The organism is Anoxybacillus sp. P3H1B (assembly GCF_001560855.1).
GTDB lineage: Bacteria > Bacillota > Bacilli > Bacillales > Anoxybacillaceae > Anoxybacteroides > Anoxybacteroides rupiense.
Genome location: NZ_LPUG01000011.1, coordinates 248,651 through 272,445, shown reverse-complemented (window position 1 = coordinate 272,445; position 23,795 = coordinate 248,651). Strand labels below are relative to the sequence as shown.

General features: G+C 44.0%; 25 protein-coding genes. 1 reads left to right on the top strand and 24 read right to left on the bottom strand.

The window, feature by feature from the left end; translation table 11 throughout:
• Positions 1-138: 138 nt before the first annotated feature.
• The 11 genes from rnc to AT864_RS05435 all read right to left on the bottom strand — a co-directional run bounded on the left by rnc (position 139) and on the right by AT864_RS05435 (position 10,404).
• The gene (gene rnc / locus AT864_RS05485) at positions 139-882 is read right to left on the bottom strand and encodes a ribonuclease III (RefSeq protein ID WP_066147215.1); all 744 of its coding nucleotides are present in this window, start codon (positions 880-882) and stop codon (positions 139-141) included.
• A gap of 106 nt (positions 883-988) precedes the next feature.
• Positions 989-1,222, bottom strand: a complete 234-nt coding sequence (gene acpP / locus AT864_RS05480; RefSeq protein WP_027408166.1) for an acyl carrier protein — start codon at positions 1,220-1,222, stop codon at positions 989-991.
• Positions 1,223-1,290: 68 nt separating this feature from the next.
• A complete protein-coding gene (gene fabG / locus AT864_RS05475; protein ID WP_066147213.1) occupies positions 1,291-2,031 on the bottom strand; it encodes a 3-oxoacyl-[acyl-carrier-protein] reductase in 741 nt (246 codons plus the stop codon).
• 2 nt (positions 2,032-2,033) lie between these two features.
• A complete protein-coding gene (fabD, locus tag AT864_RS05470; RefSeq protein WP_066147211.1) occupies positions 2,034-2,975 on the bottom strand; it encodes an ACP S-malonyltransferase in 942 nt (313 codons plus the stop codon).
• Between the two features lie 15 nt (positions 2,976-2,990).
• Positions 2,991-3,980, bottom strand: coding sequence for a phosphate acyltransferase PlsX (plsX, locus tag AT864_RS05465; RefSeq protein WP_066147720.1), 990 nt, complete (start codon positions 3,978-3,980; stop codon positions 2,991-2,993).
• Complete coding sequence (gene fapR, locus AT864_RS05460; RefSeq protein WP_044746177.1) at positions 3,964-4,560, bottom strand: transcription factor FapR; 597 nt, start codon at positions 4,558-4,560, stop codon at positions 3,964-3,966. The genes plsX and fapR overlap by 17 nt, the downstream gene beginning before the upstream one ends.
• 92 nt (positions 4,561-4,652) lie before the next feature.
• Positions 4,653-6,701 (bottom strand): ATP-dependent DNA helicase RecG, encoded by a 2,049-nt coding sequence (gene recG, locus AT864_RS05455; protein ID WP_066147209.1) that lies wholly within the window; start codon positions 6,699-6,701, stop codon positions 4,653-4,655.
• The gene (gene sdaAA, locus AT864_RS05450) at positions 6,694-7,581 is read right to left on the bottom strand and encodes an L-serine ammonia-lyase, iron-sulfur-dependent, subunit alpha (protein WP_044746179.1); all 888 of its coding nucleotides are present in this window, start codon (positions 7,579-7,581) and stop codon (positions 6,694-6,696) included. Before sdaAA ends, recG begins: the two co-directional genes overlap by 8 nt.
• A gap of 38 nt (positions 7,582-7,619) precedes the next feature.
• Complete coding sequence (sdaAB, locus tag AT864_RS05445) at positions 7,620-8,282, bottom strand: L-serine ammonia-lyase, iron-sulfur-dependent subunit beta (RefSeq protein WP_044746180.1); 663 nt, start codon at positions 8,280-8,282, stop codon at positions 7,620-7,622.
• 66 nt (positions 8,283-8,348) lie between these two features.
• Positions 8,349-10,019 carry a DAK2 domain-containing protein gene (locus AT864_RS05440; RefSeq protein ID WP_066147207.1) on the bottom strand — a complete coding sequence of 557 codons (1,671 nt, stop codon included), beginning with the start codon at positions 10,017-10,019 and terminating at the stop codon, positions 8,349-8,351.
• Positions 10,020-10,041: 22 nt separating this feature from the next.
• The gene (locus tag AT864_RS05435) at positions 10,042-10,404 is read right to left on the bottom strand and encodes an Asp23/Gls24 family envelope stress response protein (RefSeq protein ID WP_044746182.1); all 363 of its coding nucleotides are present in this window, start codon (positions 10,402-10,404) and stop codon (positions 10,042-10,044) included.
• A 243-nt stretch (positions 10,405-10,647) separates the two neighbouring features.
• On the opposite strand from AT864_RS05435, the gene rpmB reads away from it, so the two are divergent.
• On the top strand, positions 10,648-10,833 hold the full coding sequence (gene rpmB, locus AT864_RS05430) for a 50S ribosomal protein L28 (protein ID WP_044746183.1): 186 nt from the start codon (positions 10,648-10,650) through the stop codon (positions 10,831-10,833).
• 76 nt (positions 10,834-10,909) lie between these two features.
• Here the strand turns inward: rpmB and spoVM are convergent, their stop codons facing one another.
• The 13 genes from spoVM to rpoZ all read right to left on the bottom strand — a co-directional run bounded on the left by spoVM (position 10,910) and on the right by rpoZ (position 23,793).
• The gene (gene spoVM / locus AT864_RS05425) at positions 10,910-10,990 is read right to left on the bottom strand and encodes a stage V sporulation protein SpoVM (RefSeq protein WP_003394991.1); all 81 of its coding nucleotides are present in this window, start codon (positions 10,988-10,990) and stop codon (positions 10,910-10,912) included.
• Between the two features lie 78 nt (positions 10,991-11,068).
• A complete protein-coding gene (locus tag AT864_RS05420) occupies positions 11,069-11,716 on the bottom strand; it encodes a thiamine diphosphokinase (protein WP_066147205.1) in 648 nt (215 codons plus the stop codon).
• A 62-nt stretch (positions 11,717-11,778) separates the two neighbouring features.
• On the bottom strand, positions 11,779-12,426 hold the full coding sequence (gene rpe / locus AT864_RS05415; RefSeq protein WP_044746185.1) for a ribulose-phosphate 3-epimerase: 648 nt from the start codon (positions 12,424-12,426) through the stop codon (positions 11,779-11,781).
• Positions 12,426-13,310, bottom strand: coding sequence for a ribosome small subunit-dependent GTPase A (rsgA, locus tag AT864_RS05410; protein ID WP_044746186.1), 885 nt, complete (start codon positions 13,308-13,310; stop codon positions 12,426-12,428). Before rsgA ends, rpe begins: the two co-directional genes overlap by 1 nt.
• Before the next feature lie 4 nt (positions 13,311-13,314).
• Positions 13,315-15,270, bottom strand: a complete 1,956-nt coding sequence (gene pknB / locus AT864_RS05405) for a Stk1 family PASTA domain-containing Ser/Thr kinase (protein WP_066147203.1) — start codon at positions 15,268-15,270, stop codon at positions 13,315-13,317.
• Between the two features lie 6 nt (positions 15,271-15,276).
• On the bottom strand, positions 15,277-16,026 hold the full coding sequence (locus AT864_RS05400; RefSeq protein WP_066147201.1) for a Stp1/IreP family PP2C-type Ser/Thr phosphatase: 750 nt from the start codon (positions 16,024-16,026) through the stop codon (positions 15,277-15,279).
• Between the two features lie 4 nt (positions 16,027-16,030).
• A complete protein-coding gene (gene rlmN / locus AT864_RS05395) occupies positions 16,031-17,125 on the bottom strand; it encodes a 23S rRNA (adenine(2503)-C(2))-methyltransferase RlmN (RefSeq protein WP_066147200.1) in 1,095 nt (364 codons plus the stop codon).
• Between the two features lie 5 nt (positions 17,126-17,130).
• Positions 17,131-18,474, bottom strand: a complete 1,344-nt coding sequence (rsmB, locus tag AT864_RS05390) for a 16S rRNA (cytosine(967)-C(5))-methyltransferase RsmB (protein ID WP_066147198.1) — start codon at positions 18,472-18,474, stop codon at positions 17,131-17,133.
• The gene (fmt, locus tag AT864_RS05385) at positions 18,464-19,420 is read right to left on the bottom strand and encodes a methionyl-tRNA formyltransferase (RefSeq protein ID WP_066147716.1); all 957 of its coding nucleotides are present in this window, start codon (positions 19,418-19,420) and stop codon (positions 18,464-18,466) included. Before fmt ends, rsmB begins: the two co-directional genes overlap by 11 nt.
• 12 nt (positions 19,421-19,432) lie before the next feature.
• Positions 19,433-19,906: a peptide deformylase gene (gene def, locus AT864_RS05380; protein WP_044746203.1), complete on the bottom strand. Its 474-nt coding sequence runs from the start codon at positions 19,904-19,906 to the stop codon at positions 19,433-19,435.
• 16 nt (positions 19,907-19,922) lie between these two features.
• The gene (gene priA, locus AT864_RS05375) at positions 19,923-22,334 is read right to left on the bottom strand and encodes a primosomal protein N' (RefSeq protein ID WP_066147196.1); all 2,412 of its coding nucleotides are present in this window, start codon (positions 22,332-22,334) and stop codon (positions 19,923-19,925) included.
• Positions 22,331-23,533: a bifunctional phosphopantothenoylcysteine decarboxylase/phosphopantothenate--cysteine ligase CoaBC gene (coaBC, locus tag AT864_RS05370; protein WP_066147194.1), complete on the bottom strand. Its 1,203-nt coding sequence runs from the start codon at positions 23,531-23,533 to the stop codon at positions 22,331-22,333. Before coaBC ends, priA begins: the two co-directional genes overlap by 4 nt.
• Before the next feature lie 62 nt (positions 23,534-23,595).
• The gene (gene rpoZ, locus AT864_RS05365) at positions 23,596-23,793 is read right to left on the bottom strand and encodes a DNA-directed RNA polymerase subunit omega (protein WP_066147192.1); all 198 of its coding nucleotides are present in this window, start codon (positions 23,791-23,793) and stop codon (positions 23,596-23,598) included.
• Positions 23,794-23,795 lie beyond the last annotated feature (2 nt).

The following is a 23,795-nucleotide window of genomic DNA, read 5'->3' as shown; positions in this document are numbered from 1 at the left end:
ATCTAAATGGAACGGGCGATGTTTGTATTTCCACTTTCCTATCTAGACTAAAGCATCGCTTGTCTGTATGTCATTAGAGAAGAAAAAGGGCCGACTATTTTCGAATGAGCCAACCCTTTTTTCACAGCACTGTTTTTCTTATTCCTGTTTCGGCGTTTTTAGCTTTTGCAGCGCCATTTGTGCAGCTTTTTGCTCCGCTTCCTTTTTCGATCTTCCAGCACCAACTCCAAGCTCTTCACCATTTAAAGAAACGCGAGAAACAAACTCTTTGTTATGCGCAGGTCCTTTTTCTTGCAAAATGGCATATTCGATAACGCCACTACCATCCCGCTGAACAAGTTCCTGCAGCTGGCTTTTATAATCCATCACATGAGAAAAAGCACCTTCATTGATCTTCGGAAAAATGGTTTGCTCCAAAAACCGAATGACCGCATCAATTCCTTGATCTAAGTAAAGAGCACCGATAAACGCCTCAAATACATCTGCTAGAAGCGATGGCCGCATTCGCCCGCCGGTGATCTCCTCTCCTTTGCCGAGCAAAACAAGCTGGCCGAATGAAAGGTCATTTGCAAATTTTACAAGAGATGGCTCACATACAATCGCTGCACGCAATTTCGTTAATTCACCTTCCGTCATATTTGGAAAATGACGAAAGAGATATTGAGAAACGGTCAGTTCCAGTACAGCATCTCCTAAAAACTCAAGACGCTCATTATCCTCATGCGGTCGTTTGCGATGCTCATTCACATACGATGAATGGGTAAAAGCCTGAATTAGCAGCTTTTCATCCAGAAAAAATATGCCGATTTTCTCCTGCAACTGTTTAAATTTTACTCGTTTTTTTTCGCTCATGCGCTGCTCTTTGTCTTTCTGCTTCGACATAAATAAGGACCTCCGGGACTTCATTCAATCAAAGTATTCGGCAATTCATCAAAAGCATAGAAAGCCCCGTTAGAGCAACGGGACTTTTCTGCATTATATCGTTTACTTACATGCGGCTTTTTATGTAGTTCACAGCATCTCCTACTGTGACAATTTTTTCTGCTTCCTCATCGGAAATTTCCATATCAAACTCGTCTTCTAGTTCCATGACAAGTTCAACCACATCTAATGAATCAGCACCTAAATCATCTTTGAAAGAAGCTTCAAGTGTTACTTGAGACTCCTCCACGCCTAAGCGGTCAACGATGATTTTCGTTACGCGCTCTAGTACATCTGCCACGACAATTCACCTCCTCTCATGATTATAGTAAATTTATCGGCAAAATACTAGCGGATAATCCAGATTCGTTACATGACCATTCCGCCATCGACATGAATCGTCTGTCCGGTAATATAGCTCGCTGCATCAGATGCCAAAAATGCGACCATATTGGCAATGTCCTCTGGATTGCCGAAACGGGCAAGTGGAATTTGCTTTAACATTTCTGTCCGAATCTCTTCATTCAAACGATCTGTCATATCCGTCGCAATAAATCCCGGAGCAATAGCGTTTACCGTGATGCTACGGCTTGCCAATTCCTTAGCGGCTGTCTTCGTTAAGCCGATCACACCTGCCTTAGCAGCTACGTAATTGGCTTGCCCTGGATTCCCCATTACACCAACCACTGAAGCGATATTAATAATGCGGCCGTAACGCTGCTTGAGCATTGGACGTGTAACCGCCTTTGTACAGTTAAACACGCCTTTTAAGTTAATATTGATGACATCATCCCACTCTTCTTCTTTCATGCGCATGAGCAAATTGTCACGGGTAATTCCGGCGTTATTGACTAAAATATCCACGCGGCCATAGCGATCGATCACCTCTTTCACCATTTGCTCAACCGCTTCTGTATTCGACACATCCGCTTGAATTGCCAGTGCTTCGCCGCCAAGACGGTAAATCTCATCCACTACTTCCTTTGCTTTCGCTTCGCTTCCGGCATAATTGACAGCTACCTTCGCTCCTTGACGGGCAAATTCTAAAGCAATCGCTCTTCCAATTCCGCGCGATGCCCCGGTTATAAGCGCTACTTTTCCTTGCAACATGTTTATTCTCCTTTCAACGCTGCGATTGTCGCTTCAAAAGAAGCCGTATCGTTTATCGCATAAACGCGCACATCGCGATGAATTTTCTTCACAAGACCTGATAATACTTTTCCTGGCCCAATTTCTACAAACGTATCGACACCGAACTCAATCATCGTTCTTACGGACTCCTCCCAACGAACAGGAGAATAAAGCTGCTCAATTAAAAGCGTTTGAATCATTTCTTTTTCTGTCATTGGCTTCGCTGTTACGTTCGCGATGACAGGCACATTCGCATCATGAATTGCTACTTCGTTTAGCACTTTTGCCAATTTTTCAGCCGCTGGCTTCATAAGCGATGAATGAAAAGGACCGCTTACTTCAAGAGGGATAACACGTTTGGCACCTTTTTCTTTCGCAAGCTGTGCTGCTCGCTCTACTCCTTCTTTCGATCCAGAAATAACAATCTGCCCTGGACAATTCAAGTTAGCAAGCTGAACAGGCTGGCCTTCTTCAGTAATCTGCTTCGTAATGGCTGCAAGTTCATTCGCTTCCATCCCAAGAACAGCAGCCATCGTTCCTTCACCGGCAGGTACCGCTTCCTCCATAAACTCTCCTCTTTTTCGGACAGCATACACTGCGTCTGTAAATGACATCGCTCCTGCTGCCACAAGCGCCGTGTACTCTCCTAAACTATGTCCAGCAACGTAGTCAGGCGTTAGACCGGCCTCTTTTACTTTTTCAAACAGCGCAATGCTCGTTGTTAATAAAGCGGGCTGCGCATTATATGTAAGCGTCAATGTTTGCTGCGGTCCTTCAAAAATAATCGTAGAAAGGGAAAGACCCAGACGTTCATCAGCCTGTTGAAAAATGGAGGCTGCTTTTGCATCCGTTTCTGCTAATTCTTTTCCCATCCCTACTGTTTGCGAGCCTTGACCCGGGAAAATCAAAGCTAGTTTTCCCATCTATCATTCCCTCCTTTATGAGTGAATATGTTCCATTTCCTGCTTAATCGTGCCAATCATATCCGTAATCACCATTTCGCGCGTCTGACGAATGGCGTGGAAAATCGCTGTCGCATCAGAGGAACCATGCGCTTTCACGACAGGAGCGTTCAATCCAAACAAAGCAGCACCGCCATACTCAGAATAATCCATCTTGCGCTTCATTTCTAAAAGCTTCGGCTTCAGCACAGCGGCTGCCAGTTTGCTAGAAAAACTGCTCGTCAACCCCTCTTTTAGCATCGAAAATACGGAAAGAGCCGTACCTTCAATCGTTTTTAGCGCGACATTTCCGGTAAAACCATCCGTTACCACCACATCAGCCACTCCTTGAAGCAAATCCCTCGCTTCAACATTTCCGATGAAATTCACATTCGCCTCTTGCAGCAGAAGAAAAGCGCGTTTAGTCAAATCATTTCCTTTTTGGTCTTCCGTTCCTACATTTAATAGACCGATGCGCGGTTTCGCAATTCCCCTTGCCTTTTTAGCGTAAACAGAGCCCATTAGCGCGTATTGCACCAGATGTTCAGGACGTGCATCGACGTTTGCGCCGACATCTAAAAATACAAAGCCTTCGCCTCCTAGGGTTGGCAGCGTTGGTGCTAATGCTGGACGCTCAATCCCTTCGATTCTTCCGACAATAAATAGGCCAGCAGCCATCAATGCTCCTGTATTTCCCGCTGAAACGCAGGCATCGGCACGACCTTGTTTCACTTCTTCTGCCATTAATACCAAGGATGATTGTTTTTTTCGTCTGACGGCTCGAACCGGCTCATCCGTTGCTTCAATTACTTCATCGGTATGTACAATGTCAATGCGGTCAGCAGCGGGAAGATAGGAGCGAATTTGCTGTTCGTTGCCAAAGAGAATGATTTCTATGTCCTGAAAATGCTGAACTGCTTTCGCAGCCCCAAGCACAATTTCTTTTGGGGCATGATCTCCCCCCATGGCATCAATCGCTATTCTCATCATCTACTCCATCCTTTTTTGCGATGTTTGATCGATACATTTCAAATTCTCCTGAAAACACAAGCTCTTGTCCAACATAACTATTCACTTCGACCATCGTTCTTCCATTTTCATTGATTCCTTTTACTTTTGCCTTTGCCACGACCCGTTCATTTTCTTTCACTTGACGCGTAAATCGAATATTCGCTTTAGCAGTCAAGGCTAGTTCATCATTAATCACGGCAACCGCCAGCGAATTGGCCTGCGCAAACAAATGGTGTCCGCGCGCAATGCGATTCCGTCTAAACACATGCTCAGCCTTGACATCAAAAATAGAGATCGCACTTTTATCTAGAGCAATATCAATAATTTCGCCGACGACTTCTTCAATCGGCAGTGATTTTACCTTATCGGCAAATGATTTCTCGGCAACATGCTTAATTCGTTCGCGCAATTCAGGGATGGATAGCTCTAGTCGGTCTAAACGAATTGTTTGAATGCTGACAGAAAATTGTTCGGCCAATTCTTCGTCTGTAATAAATGGATTTTTTTCAATCGTTTCTTTCAGCATCCGCTGCCGCTCCCGCTTTGTTTTTCGCATGATGCATACACCGTCCAATTTTATGACTAGGTACTAATAGTAGTATATAATTAAAAAAAACAGATTGCAAGACTAAGTTTGCAATCTGTTTTTTAATCTAGTTTTTCACCGCTTAATGCACCGGATTCTTCTAAATAAAGGCGTAGCCAATGATACGCCTCGTCGTGCCAAAATGCATGAGATTCAATTAATTTAGCCGCATCACTTCGCGCTACTTCAAGTACTCGATAATCATGCACGACATCGCCAAGCTTAAAATCTGGCAGTCCGCTCTGCTTTGTTCCAAAAAAATCACCGGGACCTCGCAGCTGCAAATCTTTTTCTGACAACACAAAGCCGTCATTCGTTTCTGTCATAATCCGCATTCGCTCTTTTCCGGTTTCTGATTTAGGATCGGCTAACAAAATGCAGTACGATTGTTCATTGCCACGGCCTACACGTCCTCTTAGCTGATGAAGCTGCGCCAGACCAAACCGGTCGGCATCGTAAATCAGCATGACCGTCGCGTTTGGAACATTGACTCCGACCTCCACAACCGTTGTCGAAACTAAAATATGCACCTCGTTTTGGCTAAAGGCTTTCATGACTTCATCTTTCTCTTCCGAAGAGAGGCGGCCATGCATGAGGCCGATTCGATATTTTCCCCGATAATAATGGACAAGCATGCTATGGACGTCAATCGCATTTTGCACATCAAGCTTCTCCGATTCCTCAATGAGCGGACAGATGACATAGGCTTGCCTGCCTTTTTGCACTTCTTTCTCTATAAAATCAAGAACGCGCTCAAGCATGTTATGTTTTACCCAATATGTTTCAATTTTTTTGCGTCCCGCGGGCATTTCATCAATAATCGAAACATCCATTTCACCGAAAGCTGTAATCGCCAACGTCCGCGGAATGGGAGTCGCGGTCATAAACAAAACATCCGGAGATTCTCCTTTTTCACGCAAAATCCGGCGTTGCTCCACGCCGAAGCGATGCTGCTCATCGGTAATAACGAGCCCTAGTTTATGAAAATTGACTTCATCCTGAATGAGTGCATGTGTGCCAATGACGATATCAATTTGGCCTGCAGCAAGATTGGTAAGCAGTTCTTTTCTCCTCTTTCCTTTTACCGAGCTTGTCAGCAGCTCAACCGACACCTCAGCAGACGCCAGCAGCTGCTTCAGTGAGTGTGCGTGCTGCTCTGCCAAAATTTCGGTTGGCACCATCAGCGCCCCCTGATATCCCGATAAAACGGTGGCATATAAAGCAATCGCAGCGACGACTGTTTTTCCCGAACCTACATCTCCTTGCAACAGTCGATTCATTCGATGCGGGGATCTCATATCTTTCATAATCTCTTGGATGACCCGCTTTTGTGCATGGGTCAATGAGAATGGAAGCTGCTGAATGAATTGCTCCAGCTTTTCCATCGAAAAACGATGGGAAATGCCACTCGAATGTTCACGCTGAATTTTGCGCAAAACATGAATTTTTAATTGAAATAATAAAAATTCTTCGTATACAAGCCGGCGACGTGCTTGCTTCAGCTCTTCATGAGAGCGAGGAAAATGAATGGCTGAAATCGCCGTATGTTTTGAGATCAAGCGATAGGTTTGACGAATAGAAGCGGGTAGCGGATCATGTATCGCTCCCCCATATTGCTCAAGAGCCAGTTTGATAAATCTGCGGATTCCTTTAACCGTCAAGGCTCCTCGCGCAGAATACACCGGTTCTAGCTCACATGCCTCCGATTGCGTTCCTATCTTTATTTCAACAGCGGTAATCGTTTGGCGATGCTGATCCCATTTTCCAATGACAGTGACTGTTTCATTGATGCTGAGCCTGTTTTTCAGATAGGGACGATTAAAGCACACGACGTTAATCAGATAGCGATCAACAAGCAATCGGAATGTCAGACGAGATTTTTTGCGGGAATAATGCATAAGAGAAGGCTCACTATGAACCTTCCCTTGTACGGTTACCTTCTCATCATGCTTGACATCTGCAAGGTCGCGTATTTCATAATCCTCGTAGCGAAACGGAAAATACATCAACAAATCTTCAATCGTCTCAATTCCCATATCCCGCAGCGCTTCGCTTGTTTCTTCTCCAATTCCTTTAATTTGTGTGACTGGTTGTTGCAATTCTTTATTCACGGTGATTGGTAGGAACGCCGAAAATTTTCGCCGCTAGTGCGCGGCCTGTCGGCGTCGCCGCTAACCCCCCTTGTGCAGTTTCTTTGAGTGCCGTTGGCATCGTTTCCCCGATGCGATACATCGCATCAATGACCTCGTCGCAAGGAATGCGGCTTTTAATGCCGGCCAGCGCCATATCCGCTGCTACCATCGCGTTTGCCGCTCCCATGGCATTTCGTTTAACGCAAGGCACCTCGACTAATCCAGCTACTGGATCACATACTAATCCTAACATATTTTTTAACGCAATGGCCATTGCTTCTGCTGCTTGGCTTGGCGTACCGCCCGCCATTTCTACGAGAGCTGCCGCCGCCATTCCTGTTGCGGATCCCACCTCAGCTTGGCAGCCCCCTGCGGCTCCGGAAATCGAAGCGTTGTTGGCGACCACAAAACCAAATGCTCCTGCCGTAAATAAATATTCAATCATTTCTTCACGGGTTGGATGCAGTTTTTCCTTCACTGCAAATAGTGTTCCTGGAACCACCCCTGCCGATCCAGCTGTTGGAGTAGCACAGATGGTTCCCATGGCAGCATTCACTTCATTCGTTGCCACTGCTTTGCTAACAGCATCTAGAATCGTTTCTCCTGACAAAAAACGGCCCTGCTTAATATAATTTTGCAACAGTACGGCATCGCCGCCTGTCAATCCAGAATAGGAAGAAACACCGGCTAGACCTTTCATGACCGCCTGCTCCATTACCTGCAAATTGCGGTCCATTTGGCTGAAAATTTCTTCTCTACTTTTTCCTGTTATTTCAATTTCTTGCCGGATCATAACTTCAGCAATTTTAATGTTCTGACTCTCGGCTAGCTGTACTAATTCTGCAACATTCCGAAACATCTAAGATGCCTCCTTTATATACGAAAACGCTTTCTTTGTTATTCGACAATTTTGGTTACTTGAATAATATGGGGAAGCTGTGAAAGTTCCTCAATTACTGCAGGATCAATCGGCTGGTCGACTTCAATGGTCATTAACGCTTCCTTCCCTTTTTCTTTTCGAGAAACTTCCATATGTCCAATATTAATAGCATATTTCGCCAACACATTTGCCACAGAAGCAATTGTTCCATAACGGTCGTTATGAACAACAAGAATGGCAGGGTGATGGCCTGACAATTTTAGCTCGAATCCGTTCAATTCTGTAATTTCGATTTTTCCGCCGCCAATGGAAATGCCGACAAGCTCTAGTTCCCCTTGTTCATCACCGATTCGAACTCTAGCCGTATTCGGATGAGTTGGGACGGCATCTTCCTCATAAAACACAATTTCCATTCCTTCTTGTCTTGCGATGTCAAGCGATGATTTAATTCGCTCATCAAATGTATCAAAATCTAACAGTCCGCCAACAATGGCTACATCTGTCCCATGGCCTTTGTATGTTTGCGCAAATGAGCCATAGAATGAAATATGGGCCCACTTTGGCTGTCTTCCGAATAAGCTTCGTGCTACTCTTCCGATTCTTGCCGCTCCTGCCGTATGAGAGCTTGACGGCCCAATCATAATTGGCCCAATAATATCAAATACGCTTTTATACTTCATGCTGCCTCTCTCCCTTGAATACCCAATAAAATAGAAGGGGATCCCCCCTTCTGTTATTCTAACATATTATTCGACCGAAAAGATAAATGGATACAATGGTTGTTTTCCATTATGCGCTTCTACCTCAATATCTGTATATGTGGCTTCAATGTAATCAACCAGTTCTTGAACCTCTTCTTCTGTTGCTTCTTCACCGTACAAAATGGTTAAAATTTCTGCATCCTCACTTAAAAGCTCATCTAACAGCTTTTTAGCCGCTTGTAGCTTATCCTTTTCTGACACAGCAATTTTTCCGTCAGCAATCCCCATATAATCTCCTTTAGCAATCTCAATACCATCAATCGCTGTATCGCGCACCGCGAACGTTACTTGTCCTGTTCTTACTTGAGATAGCGCTGCCGCCATCGCTTTCTCATTTTGTTCTGGAGACGCGGATGGATTGAACGCTAAAAGCGCCGATAGACCTTGGGGGATTGTTTTAGTTGGAACCACAATGACACGATTGCCCACTACAGAAGCCGCCTGCTCTGCAGCCATAATAATATTTTTATTATTTGGCAACACAAACACCGTTTCAGCATAAACGCTTTCAATAGCAGTGACGATATCCTCCGTGCTCGGATTCATCGTTTGTCCACCTTCAATGACAGCATGCGCTCCGATGCTTTTGAATAAATCGGCAATGCCGTCTCCCATTGAAATCACAATGATTCCGTATGGTTGCTTTTGCCTTGCAGTCTTAGGAACTGCTGATGCTGCTTCATTCACAATATGAGCGTGCTGTTCACGCATATTTTCAATTTTTATATTTAACAGGCTCCCATAACGCTGTCCGTAAGTGAGCACTTCTCCAGGATGTTCGGCATGGATGTGGACTTTTACAAGTTCATCGTCAGCAACAACTAATAACGAATCACCAAACTGGCTTAATTCTTTTCGGAATGTCTCCTCGGAAAATGGAGATTGGCGAAGCTTTTCCTCTTCAAATCGAACCATAAATTCCGTACAATAACCAAACTCAATTTCATCTGTGTGAATGTGGCTTTGTGCGCTTTTATGATGTTCTGTATTGATAAGTTCCTGCATCGAGAGGCTCGCTGCTTTTAATCCCTCGACATTTTCTCCCTTTAAACCGGCCAAAAATCCTTCATACACATAGACAAGACCTTGCCCGCCGCTATCAACGACGCCAACCTCTTTTAAAACTGGAAGAAGATCAGGAGTACGCTGCAGCGATGCTTTTGCTTCTTTCACTGCTTCTTCCATCACTATCACAATGTCCGTCTGTTTTTTTGCTACAGCAACAGCACGTTTAGCCGCGTCTTTTGCCACCGTTAAAATGGTACCTTCAACCGGCTTCATCACCGCTTTATAGGCTGTCGTCACTCCTGCCTCCAGCGCAGCCGCAAATTCCATGCTGTTAATGGTTAAGGCCCCTTCAATGGCCTTTGCAAAACCGCGGAATAGCTGCGATAAAATCACACCCGAGTTTCCGCGCGCGCCCATTAATAACCCTTTGGCAAGAGCGCCTGCCACATTTCCAATATGATCAGAAATGTGATTTTTCACTTCTTTAGCCCCAGATGTCATCGATAGATTCATGTTAGTACCTGTATCGCCATCTGGGACAGGAAAGACGTTCAGCGCATCCACAGACTTCGCATTGTTGGATAAATGCTGCGCTCCTTGTAACACCATGTCCGCAAAACGTCTTCCATCTAACGTCCGGATTGCCACCGATAAATTCCTCCTTACAGTCCTATAAGTTCGTAACGCGAACTCCTTGAATATAAATATTAATTGATTTCACAGCAAGTCCTAGTGTCTTGTCTAACGTGTACTTCACTTTCGTTTGCACATTATGAGCCACTTCTGAAATCTTGATTCCATAGCTGACGATGATGTACATATCAATATGTACTTCTCCATCCTCTTCACGTACAATGACACCTTTTGAAAAATTCTCCTTGCGCAAAATTTCTGAAAGCCCGTCTTTAATTTGATTTTTTGACGCCATTCCGACAATTCCATAGCAATCTACAGCTGCTCCACCCGCGATCGTAGCAATGACATCATTTGAAATTTCAATGCGTCCATACGTTGTTTGCATTTCAATGGACATATCGGTTCCCCCTTCGGAAATGTTCGCATAGCTACAGCCATTTTACTACAACAGCCTTCATTTTAAAAGTCCATCGTCCACTAGTATTATTTAGCCTAAAATCAAAATAGATGTCAAGGAGATTTTCTTGAAAGGCAGTGGATGGACTATTGCAATCTGCTATTTTGTATGATAAATTATAGTAGTATTTTGGGTATACGCAGTCCATGACTGAATTTGTTTGGCAAGTAAGGAGGGAAAAAAATGGCGAAATGCTTTGCAACTGGAAAGAAAAAATCTTTCGGAAACTCTCGTTCACATGCGATGAATGCGAATAAACGTACATGGAAAGCGAATCTACAAAAAGTGCGCATTTTAGTAGACGGCAAGCCAAAGCGTGTATGGGTTTCTGCGCGTGCGCTTAAATCAGGTAAAATCGAACGCGCATAATCCGGCATGCGTCTGGCGTCTTAAAAGAAAAACGGAGTTTTTTCCAAAAAAAAAAGCACCAGTACTGGTGCTTTTTTTATCCTTTTTTAAACGAATTCAACATCGCCCGGACAATTCCGCCAAGAAACTTTGGCAGCTTAATTGTATAAAACTTCATTCCGATCCCTCCCAAACTATCGTGACGAGCTTTGCCTCATTTCCTTATTAAGTATATTCGACTCATGAAAAATAGTACCTAAAAGGCCTCTTCTAAATCTTTGCTTCTTACCATCATTAATATGCCTTCCGAAAAAGAAAAAGTACCAAAAGATTGGATGAGTTCATTACTAATACATAGTGTAGAGCCAAGCTGAATATGACAATTTTCTAACGGATATTTAAAGCCTTTTAAAGTAATGCCTTTTACTTCATAGGAAATCGGAATGAATGAAATATAATGGTGCCCATCTTTTTCAACAGAATAAGTCCCAGGCAAATGAATGGTCACAACATTTTGCTTATCGACGATTTCGATGGGTTGAGCGATATATTTTGCTAAAAGCTGAATATTTCCAAGCAAATGATCAATTCTTCCTCCGGTCGCTCCAAAAATTCGAATCCGATCGGCTTGTTGCTCTGCCACCCAATCTAAAGCAATTTCCATATCTGTTTTATCTTTCTCCGATGGCCATATATCCAAATCTTTCAGCATCGTCTGTATATACTCTAGCTCCTGCTTGCTGATGGAATCAAAATCACCGAATGCCTTAGTAGGACGAATACCTGCTTGCAATAATGTCAATACTCCTCTGTCTACGCCAATCCATTGAATTTCCTGCTGCTTGTATGGCTGAAATGACGGGAGAAATTCTTTAGGACCTCCCCCTACAATATGAATCAACACCTGTTCCTCTTCCTTTCTATACGCTTTTAACAAAAACGGAAGGTATGCAACCTTCCGTTTTATTAGTGGCCTCGAATCGCTTGAATAGCCGCTTTTCGGTCGATTTCACCGTAAATCGCCGATCCAGCGACAAGTACGTTCGCCCCCGCTTCCACGCAAAGCTGAGCAGTCTTGCGATTCACCCCGCCATCCACTTCAATCTCAAGCTGTAATCCCCGTTCTTTTGCCATTTGCGCAACCTGACGAATTTTAGGCAATACAGAAGAAATAAATTTTTGTCCTCCAAACCCTGGATTGACCGTCATGAGCAGTACTAAATCGATATCATCTAAAATAGACTCAATCATTGCTACTGGAGTGTGGGGATTTAAAACCACTCCTGCTTTTACCCCCAATTCTTTAATCATATGAATGGTACGGTGCAAATGCGGACAAGCTTCTACATGCACAGATAAAATGTCAGCTCCCGCCTTTGCAAAAGCCGGAATATAACGATCCGGGTGTTCAATCATCAAATGGACATCCAAAGGCAATGTGGTAATGGGCCGAATCGCCTCCACAATCAGTGGACCAATCGTGATATTTGGCACAAAATGGCCATCCATGACATCAACATGAATATAATCGGCCCCACCTTGCTCAACATCTCGAATGTCGTCTCCGAGCTTTGCGAAATCTGCCGATAAAATGGAAGGCGCAATTTTAATCATCAGTAGTACCTCGTCTTTCTTTCCTTAATTTCCTCCATGAAATGGCGATAGTGATTATAGCGATAGACCGGAATATCTCCTGCTTCCAATGCGCTTTTTACCGCGCATTTTGGTTCTGTCATATGGGTGCAGCCGCGGAATTTGCATTCATGACTGCGTTGGCGAAACTCCGGAAAACAAAGCGGTAACTGTTCCTCTTCAATATCCTGAAACTCTAATGCACTAAAGCCAGGTGTATCCGCCACAAGCCCATCGCCAATTTCGATCAATTCAACATGTCTTGTCGTATGTTTTCCGCGACCTAAATGAAATGAAATATCATTCGTTTTCAGCTGTAAATCTGGACGAAGCGCATTTAAAAGTGATGACTTTCCCACACCAGACTGGCCCGCAAAGACAGAAATCTTTCCTTCTAAATAAGGAAGCAGTTGCTCAAGACCAGCTTTTGTGACGATCGATGTTTCGATGACATCGTACCCGATGCGGCGATAATCGCTGATGTACCCTTGCACAATCGGCTTTGTCTTCTCATTAAGCAAATCCATTTTATTAACGACAATAATCGGACGAATGTCCTTCGCCTCAATGAGCACAAGAAAACGATCCAGAAGCATCGTACTAAAATCTGGCTCCACCGCAGAAAATACAAGAATCGCTTGATCGACGTTAGCAATTGGGGGACGGATCAGTTCGTTTTTTCGTTCACATACTTCCATAATATATCCATCTGTTTTGCTTTCAGCTTGAAAAATGACATAATCACCGACAAGAGGAGTAATCTTTTGCTTACGAAATACCCCTCTTCCTCGACATTGAATGATTTCTCCATCGCTTAACACATAATAAAATCCGCTTAATGCTTTCATAATTTTTCCTTCTGCCATAGCTTCACCCCTTTGGATAAGGAATGGTTCCTTCCTGTTTTACAATATTATTAACAATGACACGATAGTATCCTTGACCATTATAAGGAATAACAAATTCAACCGTTTCTTTAACTGGTGCTGTAAGGCGATATGTTTTATACGGTTTCGTCATGTCATGGTTGGCATCTTGAATATAGAGCTGAGCCTCTACCGTTTGTCCCGGCTCCTCCGCATCATATGGAATTTCAATTTCCTTTACAACTGTCTTGTTCGGTAACGGTTCTTTTCCCTGCGAAATCACAACAGTAACGGTATCACCTTTTTGCAGTTCTGTATTAGCGCCCGGTGTTTGCGAAATCACGATTCCTTGCGGGACTTGATCAGAATATTCATGCTTCACTACAACATTAAGCTGCTGCTCTTGCGCATAATCACGCACGCTTTTTTCTGTATATCCCGTCAAATCTTTTAGCACAATTTTGGGCACCCCTACACTAATGGTAAATTCCACTTCTGTTTCCTCTGGAACGACCTGTTCACCTGGAGAAGGAAATTGTTCAAGAATGGTGCCAACCGGTTTATCGCTATAACGTTCAATGCGCTTCACCGCTAAATAATGTTCATCCTTCAATTGCTGCTCTACTGTCTCAATATCTTCGCCAACGTAATCTCCAAACTCTATTCTCTTTTTCCCGATGCTTTTATAAATCGTGATCTCTGTTCCTTCTTTGACGACTCGTCCTGCTTCTGGCTTTGTCCGAATGACATTTCCTTCGGCAATATCATTGCTTTCCATGTCAATCGTATCTTTAATTTCAAAGCCTAAGGAAGAAAGTTTTTCTACTGCTTCATCATAATTTTTGTTCGTTACATCCGGAACCGTCACATCCTTTGGAAAGAAGAGCGTCGGTCCCCATATGGCGGCACTGACTCCAGCCGCAATTAGGAATAAAAAAAGAGCAATCATCCAGCCAAGCCATTTTCTTTTCCGCTTTTTCTTCGTTTCAGCATCAGGCAGCTGCTTGTCTTCTTCCTTTTTCTCTTTCGCTTCCTCCCGTATAATGGTTTGCTTGGTTAACTCATGATCCTTCACAATAGGAATCGCCTTTGTCGGTTCATCATCAGCCGGAAGCGTAAACTTTTTTTCGTTCACCCGTTCTGGATCAAGGGCTGTGCGAATATCTTCATTCATCTCCTGTACCGATTGATAACGATAAAACGGATCTTTTGCTGTTGCTTTTAAAATAATATTTTCTACACTTTGTGGGATAGAAGGATTCCAAGCTTTTGGCGAAGGAGTTTCTGTCTGCAAATGTTTCAATATAATGGATACTGCTGACTCCCCTGAAAAAGGCAAATGGCCTGTAAGCAATTCAAACATGACAATTCCGAGCGAATAAATATCAGATTTCTCGGTCGCAATCCCTCCTCGTGCCTGTTCCGGAGATAAATAATGAATCGAACCGAGCACGGAATTCGTTTGGGTAATCGTCGTCGAGCTTAATGCAACAGCAATACCGAAATCAGTAATTTTTACGTTTCCTTCTTCGTCAATCAAAATATTTTGCGGCTTAATATCACGATGAATAATGCCATTGGCATGGGCGTGTGAGATCGCTGACGTGAGTTGCTCCATAATATCCAATGCCTTGGCAACGTGCAATGGAGCATGCTGCTGGATATATTGCTTAAGTGTAAAACCGCGCACATATTCCATCACAATGTAATAAATTCCTTCGTCCTCACCCACATCATAAATGCTAACAATATTTTCATGATTTAAACTTGTCGCTGCCTGGGCCTCACGGCGAAATCGTTTAATAAACTGTTCATCATTTGAAAAATCAAAACGCAAAATTTTAATGGCTACTTCGCGCTCCAGAATCATATCTCTCGCGACATAAACATTCGCCATTCCTCCGCCGCCAAGCAAACTTATGATCTTATAGCGCCCATTTAACCGTTTACCAATGAGCATGTGTGATCACCTACTTTCACATTCCGATGAAAATTCAACAATTACTAACGTAATATTGTCCTCTCCACCATGCTCATTCGCTAAATGAACTAGCGCTTGCGCTTTCTCTTCAAGCGATTGTTCCGATGTTAAAATGTCCATCATCGACTGTTCAGACACCTTGTTAGACAAACCGTCTGAGCATAAAAGCAGTCGATCGCGCTCCTCCACTTCAATCGTCTTAATATCTAATTTGACGCTCTTTTCGGTCCCAAGCGCGCGCAATAACACATTTTTGCGCGGATGATGCTCTGCATCCTCTTTAGAAATCTGCCCTGTTTTCACCAATTCATTAACAAGAGAATGATCTTCTGTGATTTGCTGGAATCCATGTTGGTTGAACAAATAACAGCGGCTATCGCCGATATGGCCGATTGTCACAAACTGATCCGTGCAAATCGCACTGACAATCGTAGTCCCCATTCCTTGGCATTCTATATGGCGCAGTGAATGGTCAAACAGCAAGCGGTTGATGCTTGCAATCTGTTCTTTTAACCACCGCTCGGCGATTTCTGGTGATGTAATGTTTTCGGTTTCTTCCCACTGCTTTTTTAAATAGGAAATCGTCATTTCGCTTGCTACATCACCAGCACGATGACCTCCCATTCCATCTGCGACCATCGCTAAGTAGTGGCCATCTTTATTTTTAAAAATACCGCCGCAGTCTTCGTTATGAGGACGAATTTTGCCAACGTCGGTTTGAAAAACGACTTTCATGGTTTCACCTCGTTTCCTCTTTTCGCTCCTTCGCGCGAAGCTGTCCGCATGCGGCATCGATGTCATGTCCTTGTTCGCGGCGAATCGTGACATTAATTCCATGTTGCTTTAGCGTGCGCTCAAAGGCAAAAATTTGCTCGCGTGGTGTTCGCACATAATTTCGTTCTGGCACATAATTGACTGGAATTAAGTTCACATGGCATTTAAGACCTTTGAGCAGCTCTGCCAATTGTTCGGCATGCTCTATTTGATCGTTCACTCCACCAAACAGTCCATATTCGAATGTTACTCTCCTTCCTGTTTTTTCAACGTAATAGCGAACGGCTTCCATTAGTTTAGGAAGCGGATAGGCTTTATTAATCGGCATGAGTTTTGTACGCAATTCGGTCGTTGGTGCATGCAAAGAGATCGCAAAATTAATTTGCGTCCCCTCGTCGGCAAATTGATAGATTTTCGGAATAATGCCGCTTGTTGATACGGTAATGTGGCGTGCGCCGATGTGCAATCCTTTCGCATGATTCACAATGTGTAAAAACTTAATCAATGCATCGTAATTATCAAATGGCTCACCTATTCCCATTACGACAATGCTGCTCACTCGCTCCGCATATTCATCAAGCGCTTTTTGAACTTTTACGACTTGCGCCACAATTTCTCCTGCTTCTAAATGACGCTTTAGACCACCGAGTGTAGAGGCACAAAAGGTACAGCCAATACGGCAGCCTACCTGTGTTGTGACACAAATGGAGTTGCCATAATCATGGCGCATTAATACCGTTTCAATTGAAAAGCCGTCGTGAAGCTCAAATAAAAACTTGATCGTTCCATCCTTTGAGGTTTGCTGAACAAGCGTTTTTAAGGTTGTCATCGTAAAATGGGCTGCGAGCTTTTCCCGCAACACTTTTGGCAGGTTAGTCATATCCTCAAAGGAGGTGACTCGCTTTTGATAAAGCCATTCATAAACTTGCGTCGCGCGAAATGGCTTTTCTCCCTGCTCTACCATCCATTCTCGCAGTTCCTCCAATGTGAAAGAATAGATGGATGGCTGAGACGCATCGGTTGCTCGTTGATGGCTCGTTTGAATTTTTGCTTTTCTCAATGAAGTTACACCTTCTTTCGTAATGATGCGATAAAAAATCCATCTGAATCAAAATAGTGAGGCAGCAAGCGCAATTGCCCATTTGCTACATAGGGACGCACCTTTTCTGGCAATCTTTCCGAAAGCGTATCATCGACGGTAAACTCGGGATGAAGACGCAAAAACTCAGCCACTACCTCCTCATTCTCATCGTGGTCAATCGTACATGTGCTATAAACGATCGTTCCACCTCGTTTTAACAGCGGAGCCACTTCCCTTAAAATAGCCAATTGCAAACGAGCAAGCTCCCGAAGATCCTTCTCATTTTTGGCATATTTAATATCCGGCTTGCGCCGTATCACTCCAAATCCCGAACAAGGGGCATCTACTAAAATTTTATCAAACGATTCACGAGCAAAATACTGCGAAGCTTGCCGGCTGTCTAATACATATGCAGCAATGTTGGGCAGATGAAGACGCTCAGCTTGCTGCTTAATCAATTTTACTTTGTGCTCATGAACATCTAGCGAAATAACTTGTCCCGTCCGTTTCATAAGCTCTGCGATGTGTGTCGACTTTCCTCCTGGAGCCGCACAACTATCCAGCACTCGTTCATGTTCGCTAGGATGGAGCGCTCTGGCCACAAGCATCGAGCTTTCATCCTGAATGGTCATATACCCGTTTCGGAAAGCTTTCGTATCCACCAAGTTTCCTTTTTTCGCTCGAATCGCTTCTTCTGCCAATTCTCCCCGTTCGACTTCCGTTCCTTCTTCTTCCAACATGGCAATCACTTCATCAACGGTCGCCAATACTGTGTTGACTCGCGCTGTTTGTTTTGGTGCGGTTAAATTAGCCATGCATATTTTTTCGGTTTCTTGAAGGCCATATTGTGATGCCCAGCGTTTGACAAGCCAATACGGATGGCTCGTTTTCACGGCTAGTCGTTCAACATCACCTTGAATTTCATCGACAGAAGGAACGCCATCCCGCTGAACGGCACGCAAAACGCCATTGACCATCGACGAAATGCCACGGTGGCCGCGTTTTTTAGCAATTTCAACCGCTTCGAAAATAACGGCGCGATCAGGAATACGATCTAAATATAGCATTTGATAGAGCGATAAGCGAAGCAGCATCCGCACCCATTTTTGCAGCTTATGTGATTTTTTAATAAATGGCTGCAAATAGTAATCGAGCGTATCACGTCTTTGAACCGTTCCATATACAAGTTCTGTCAATAAACCGGTATCTCTTTCTGGCAACCTTGTGGAACGGATCGTTTGATTGAGCAATAGGTTGCTATAGGCTTCCTTTTCATCAATAGCTAAAAGTACATCTAAGGCAACTTCTCTTACATTTTTATGTTTCATTTTCATCTCCTAGCTTCGTTCCGATTGCTATCGCTGCCCCGGCGCCGCGCAAAAATTGTTCAGCGCTCATCCGCTTTTTCCCAGCCGGCTGCAATTCGGTAATTTTAATGGCGACATCATTGCCAGTGGCTACGACAATGCCGTCGTTCACCACTTCCATAATCGTCCCTGGCTGTGTTTGTGAAGAAGCGCGAATTTTTTCTGAACGCCAGATTTTCCAAACTTGCCCTTGATACATGGTATAAGCCACGGGCCAAGGATTTAAACCGCGGATATGATTATAAATTTCTTCTCCTGTACGGGTCCAGTCAATTTTTTCTTGTTCACGCTTAATATTATAAGCAAATGTCGCCTTTTCTTCATCCTGGCGGATTGGTGTAATTTTTCCTTGAAGTAAAAGCGGAATAGTATCGGATAGCAGCTTGGCTCCGGCCATACTTAATTTGTCGTGGAGGGTGCCAACGGTATCGTCTTCCGTAATCGGGACTTCTACCTGTGTTAAAATATCGCCTGCATCAAGCTTTTCTGCCATGTACATAATGGTTATTCCCGTCTTTGTTTTTCCCTGTAAAATCGCATAATGAATTGGCGCACCTCCGCGCAATTCCGGCAACAAAGACGCATGAACGTTGATGCAGCCATATGGAGGCGCCTCCAGCAGCTCCTTCGGCAAAATCTGACCAAAGGCTGCAGTGACAATTAAATCCGGCTTAAATGCTAGCACCCTTTCATATTGTTCCTTCTCACGAATTTTGGTCGGTTGCCAAATTGGAATCCCATGCTTTTCTGCTTCAACTTTGACTGGCGGCGGCGTCAGCTCCCTTTTCCGTCCCTTTGGTTTGTCCGGCTGTGTAACAACCCCAACAACATCGTATCCATCATGGATTAACTGCCGCAATACTGGAACAGAAAAATCCGGAGTTCCCATAAAAACGATTCTTACCATATGATCCATCATCTACCCTTCTAATTCTTCCTCTTCATAATAACGAATGACCTTGGACGTAAATAAAACACCGTTTAAATGGTCAATCTCATGCTGTAAAGCGCGGGCTAAAAAACCGGTCGCTTCAAGCGTATATGCGCGCCCGCGGCGATCTTGCGCCCGAACTTTCACGTAATCCGCTCGTTTCACTTCTCCGAATAGCCCAGGAAAGCTTAAGCAGCCCTCAGGTCCGATTTGCTCGCCTCTCTGCTCAAGAATCACAGGATTTATGAGCTCAATTCTTCCATGCTCATCTCCGACATCTACAACGGCGATTTGCTGGGCGATGCCTACCTGCGGAGCCGCTAATCCGACACCGTCTGCTTCCAGCATCGTTTCATACATATCATTCAGTAATTTTACAAGTTTGCGGTCAAACTCTATGACTTTTTCACAAACGGTTTCTAACACTTCTGCTGGATATGTGACAATATTTAACTTAGCCAATGCAATTTCCTCCATTTTACATCATCATATACGGGTTTGTGTCGATCGTAATCAACAGTTCTCCTTGTGACATTTCCTGCTGATAGCGGTCGACCACATTCTTTAGTATTTTAGTAAAATTAGCCTCTCGCTTGTATTTTATCATGCATTGATAGCGATATCTATCATGGAGACGAGCAATAGGGGAAGCAACCGGGCCAAGAATGATGGCCTCTTTCGATAACTGCGCACGTAAATAACCCGCAATTTTCTCTGTAACCGAAACCGCTTTTATTAATTCGGGATGAGAAACGGTAATAAGCGTTAAATAATAAAACGGCGGATAACCGTGAAACCTGCGGAGTGCCATTTCTTTCTGATAAAAAGCTTCATAATCGTGACGAGCAGCTAGTTCAATGCTATAATGCTCCGGCGTATACGTTTGAATGACGACCTCTCCCGGCAATTCGTGCCGCCCTGCTCGCCCGCTGACCTGCGTCAGCAACTGAAATGTTTTTTCGCAAGCTCGAAAATCTGGAAGGTGGAGCATCGTATCAGCACTCAACACTCCCACAAGCGTCACCTTTGGAAAATCGAGCCCTTTAGCAATCATTTGTGTTCCAAGCAAAATATCTGCCTTTCCTGCGCCAAACTCCGACAATATCCGCTCATGAGCCCCTTTGCGGCTCGTCGTATCAACATCCATGCGAATGACTCGGGCTTGTGGAAGCAGTTTAGTCAGTTCTTCCTCCACTTTTTGCGTGCCTGTGCCAAAGAAACGGATATGCTCGCTGCCGCATGACGGACAGCTGTAAGCAAGCGGTTCCTCATGCCCACAATAATGGCATTTCAATCGCTGCTGCACACGATGATAAGTAAGCGAAATATCACAGTGCGCACAGCGGATGACATGACCGCAGTCCCGACACATCACAAAGGTTGAGTATCCGCGACGATTTAAAAACAACACAGATTGCTCACCTTTATCAAGACGTTCTCGCAATTTTTCAAATAACGTCCGCGAAAACATCGAGCGGTTTCCACTCCGCAACTCCTCACGCATATCAATGATGGACACAGCAGGCAGACCATTTTCGCTCATTCTTTTGGTTAAAGTAAGAAGCTGATAAACTCCTTTTTTGGCGCGAGCAAATGATTCAAGAGACGGAGTAGCGCTGCCCAGCACAACGGGACATTGATGAAAGCGCGCCCGGTAAATAGCCACATCACGTGCATGATAGCGCGGTGTTTCTTCCTGTTTATAACTCGATTCATGTTCCTCGTCAATGATAATCATACCTAAATTTTCAAATGGGGCAAAAATAGCAGAACGCGCTCCAACCACAAGCTTGACTTCTTTGCGATGAATTTTGCGCCATTCATCATACTTTTCACCAATCGATAATCCGCTATGAAGCACGGCCACCTGCGAGCCAAATCTCCCTTTAAATCGCTCAACCATTTGTGGCGTGAGCGAAATTTCTGGAACGAGTACAATGGCTTCCTTCCCTTGCTTTAATACGGCCTCAATCGCTTGCATGTATACTTCTGTTTTTCCGCTCCCTGTCACACCATAAAGCAAAAAGACTTGATGCTCATTCTCCTTGATGCTGTTAACGATCGGCTCGAGCGCTTGCTGCTGCTCCTCCGTTAACATAAGCGGTTGAGTGGCTGCAAAATGGTGCTGTCCATAGGGATCGCGATAAGCTTCAACCTCATATTCGCAAATGATTCCTTTTTGAATTAATGTTTTTACTGAGGCGTGCGAGGCACCGCTTCGCTCGAGCACCTCCTTTAATGGCAAGTGCTCATTGAAAAGCAGCAGCTCTAACAATTGCTTTTGCTTAACAGCATTGGCCGGAAGTGATTCAATCGCCTTCTTTCGCTGCTCTTCTGGCACGGAAAAAGCAACGTATTTGATCGTTTTCTTCGCTGCTTTGTCCTTAAGATGATAAATAACCTCCAAATAGCCGTTTTGAACGTCCTTTTGTAAGCGAGATAACACATTGGTATTCTCAAGCTCTTTCCACGAAACCGCAGAGCGGTTAGAAAAGAAAGGCTGGACATTTGGATGCAAACGATCGCGATATTTTTCATCTACAAGGCGTATCTCTTTTTCATACTTCGCTTTCATCGCAGCCGGAAGCATCGCTTGGTAAGCGGAAATTGCAAAGCAGAGCGTCGTTTCGGTTAAGTATTGGCCCAAACGCAACAGTTCTTCATTCAATACGGGAGCCACATCTAAAATGGCTTCAATCGCTTTTAATGACTTGACATCAGAATAAGTCTTAATATCTACTACAAATCCTTGTAGCCGTCGCGTTCCAAACGGAACAACGACTCGCATGCCAATTTGCAGGACATCCTCCCATTTCTCCGGTATTTTATAGTCAAACGGCCGGTCTGTTTGCCGTGAAGGCACATCAACGATAACTGCTGCAATTTTCATCCAATCGCCTCGGCAATCTCTTTTAAAATTTCTTCAGCTACTTTCTTTTTCGTTAGCAACGGAAGCTTCGTAATGGATCCATCCCGTTTAAAAATTGTGACAATATTCGTGTCGCTGGCGAATCCCGCTCCCTTTTGGGCAACATTGTTAGCGACAATCATATCCAAATTTTTCCTTTGTAGTTTTTGAAGAGCGTACTCTTCCACTTGCTCTGTTTCCGCAGCAAATCCGACTAAAAACTGCTCTGTCTTTTGCTCTCCAAGCGCTTTTAAAATATCAATCGTTCTTTCCAGTTCAACCACAAGATCCCCAGGCTTTTTTTTCATTTTTTCGTTAAATACATATTTGGGGCGGTAGTCGGCGACAGCAGCTGATTTAATAACAATATGAGCAGAAGAAAATCTTTTGATCACTTCTTCGTACATTTCTTGCGCAGACTCAATTCGGATTGTTTCTACATTGCGAGGTGATGGCAGATTGGTAGGCCCGGAAATGAGCGTCACCTCTGCCCCTAGCTCTGCCGCTGTTTCCGCAATGGCATATCCCATTTTCCCTGTCGACCGATTGCTGAAAAATCGGACAGGATCTATTTTTTCACGCGTCGGCCCTGCCGTCACAAGCACTTTCTTGCCCTTCAATAATAGAGATGAAGGAGAGGAAGAAAAATATTGTTCAATCAATGTGACAATATTTTCTGGTTCTTCTAGTCTTCCTTTTCCAACGTAACCGCAAGCCAAATGGCCTTCGGATGGTTCGATAAACTGGTAGCCAAAACGGGCAAGCCTTTCCATATTCTCACAGACAGTCGGATGTTCATACATATGGACATTCATAGCAGGGGCAAGCCACACAGGCGCCCTTGTGGCCAAAAGCGTCGTCGTGATCATATTATCCGCTATTCCATTCGCTAGCTTCCCAATGGTATTGGCTGTCGCCGGAGCTACTAATACAAGATCAGCCCAATCTGCTAAATCGATATGCGCTATTACTTCAGCGTGTTTCTCTTCAAATGTATCGACATAAACATCATGGCGTGACAATGCTTGAAACGTTAACGGCGTTACAAATTTGCACGCTGCCTCGCTCATCATCACTTTCACATTGGCTCCACGCTGTGTTAATCGGCTCGTTAATGCGGCTGCCTTATACACAGCAATTCCACCCGTCACACATAATAAAATATTTTTTTGTTCAATCATTTTTTGGAGCTCCCCTCTCACTTTTGTAAAAAAATAACAACCTAAAACCTAGGTTGTTATTTTTACTCTTCTTTTACAAGTTCAATATGGCCTGCCGCAATTTCTTCTAACGCTTTTCCAACGAATTTTTTTGATACAGGCCTTTCAATTGTAAGATCGTCTTTTTCCTGCAGTTGGCGCGCCCGTTTTGCAGCAACGCTCACAAGCGTGTATTTGGAATCAAGTTTTTCCATTAAAAGATCAATGGAAGGATAAAGCATCG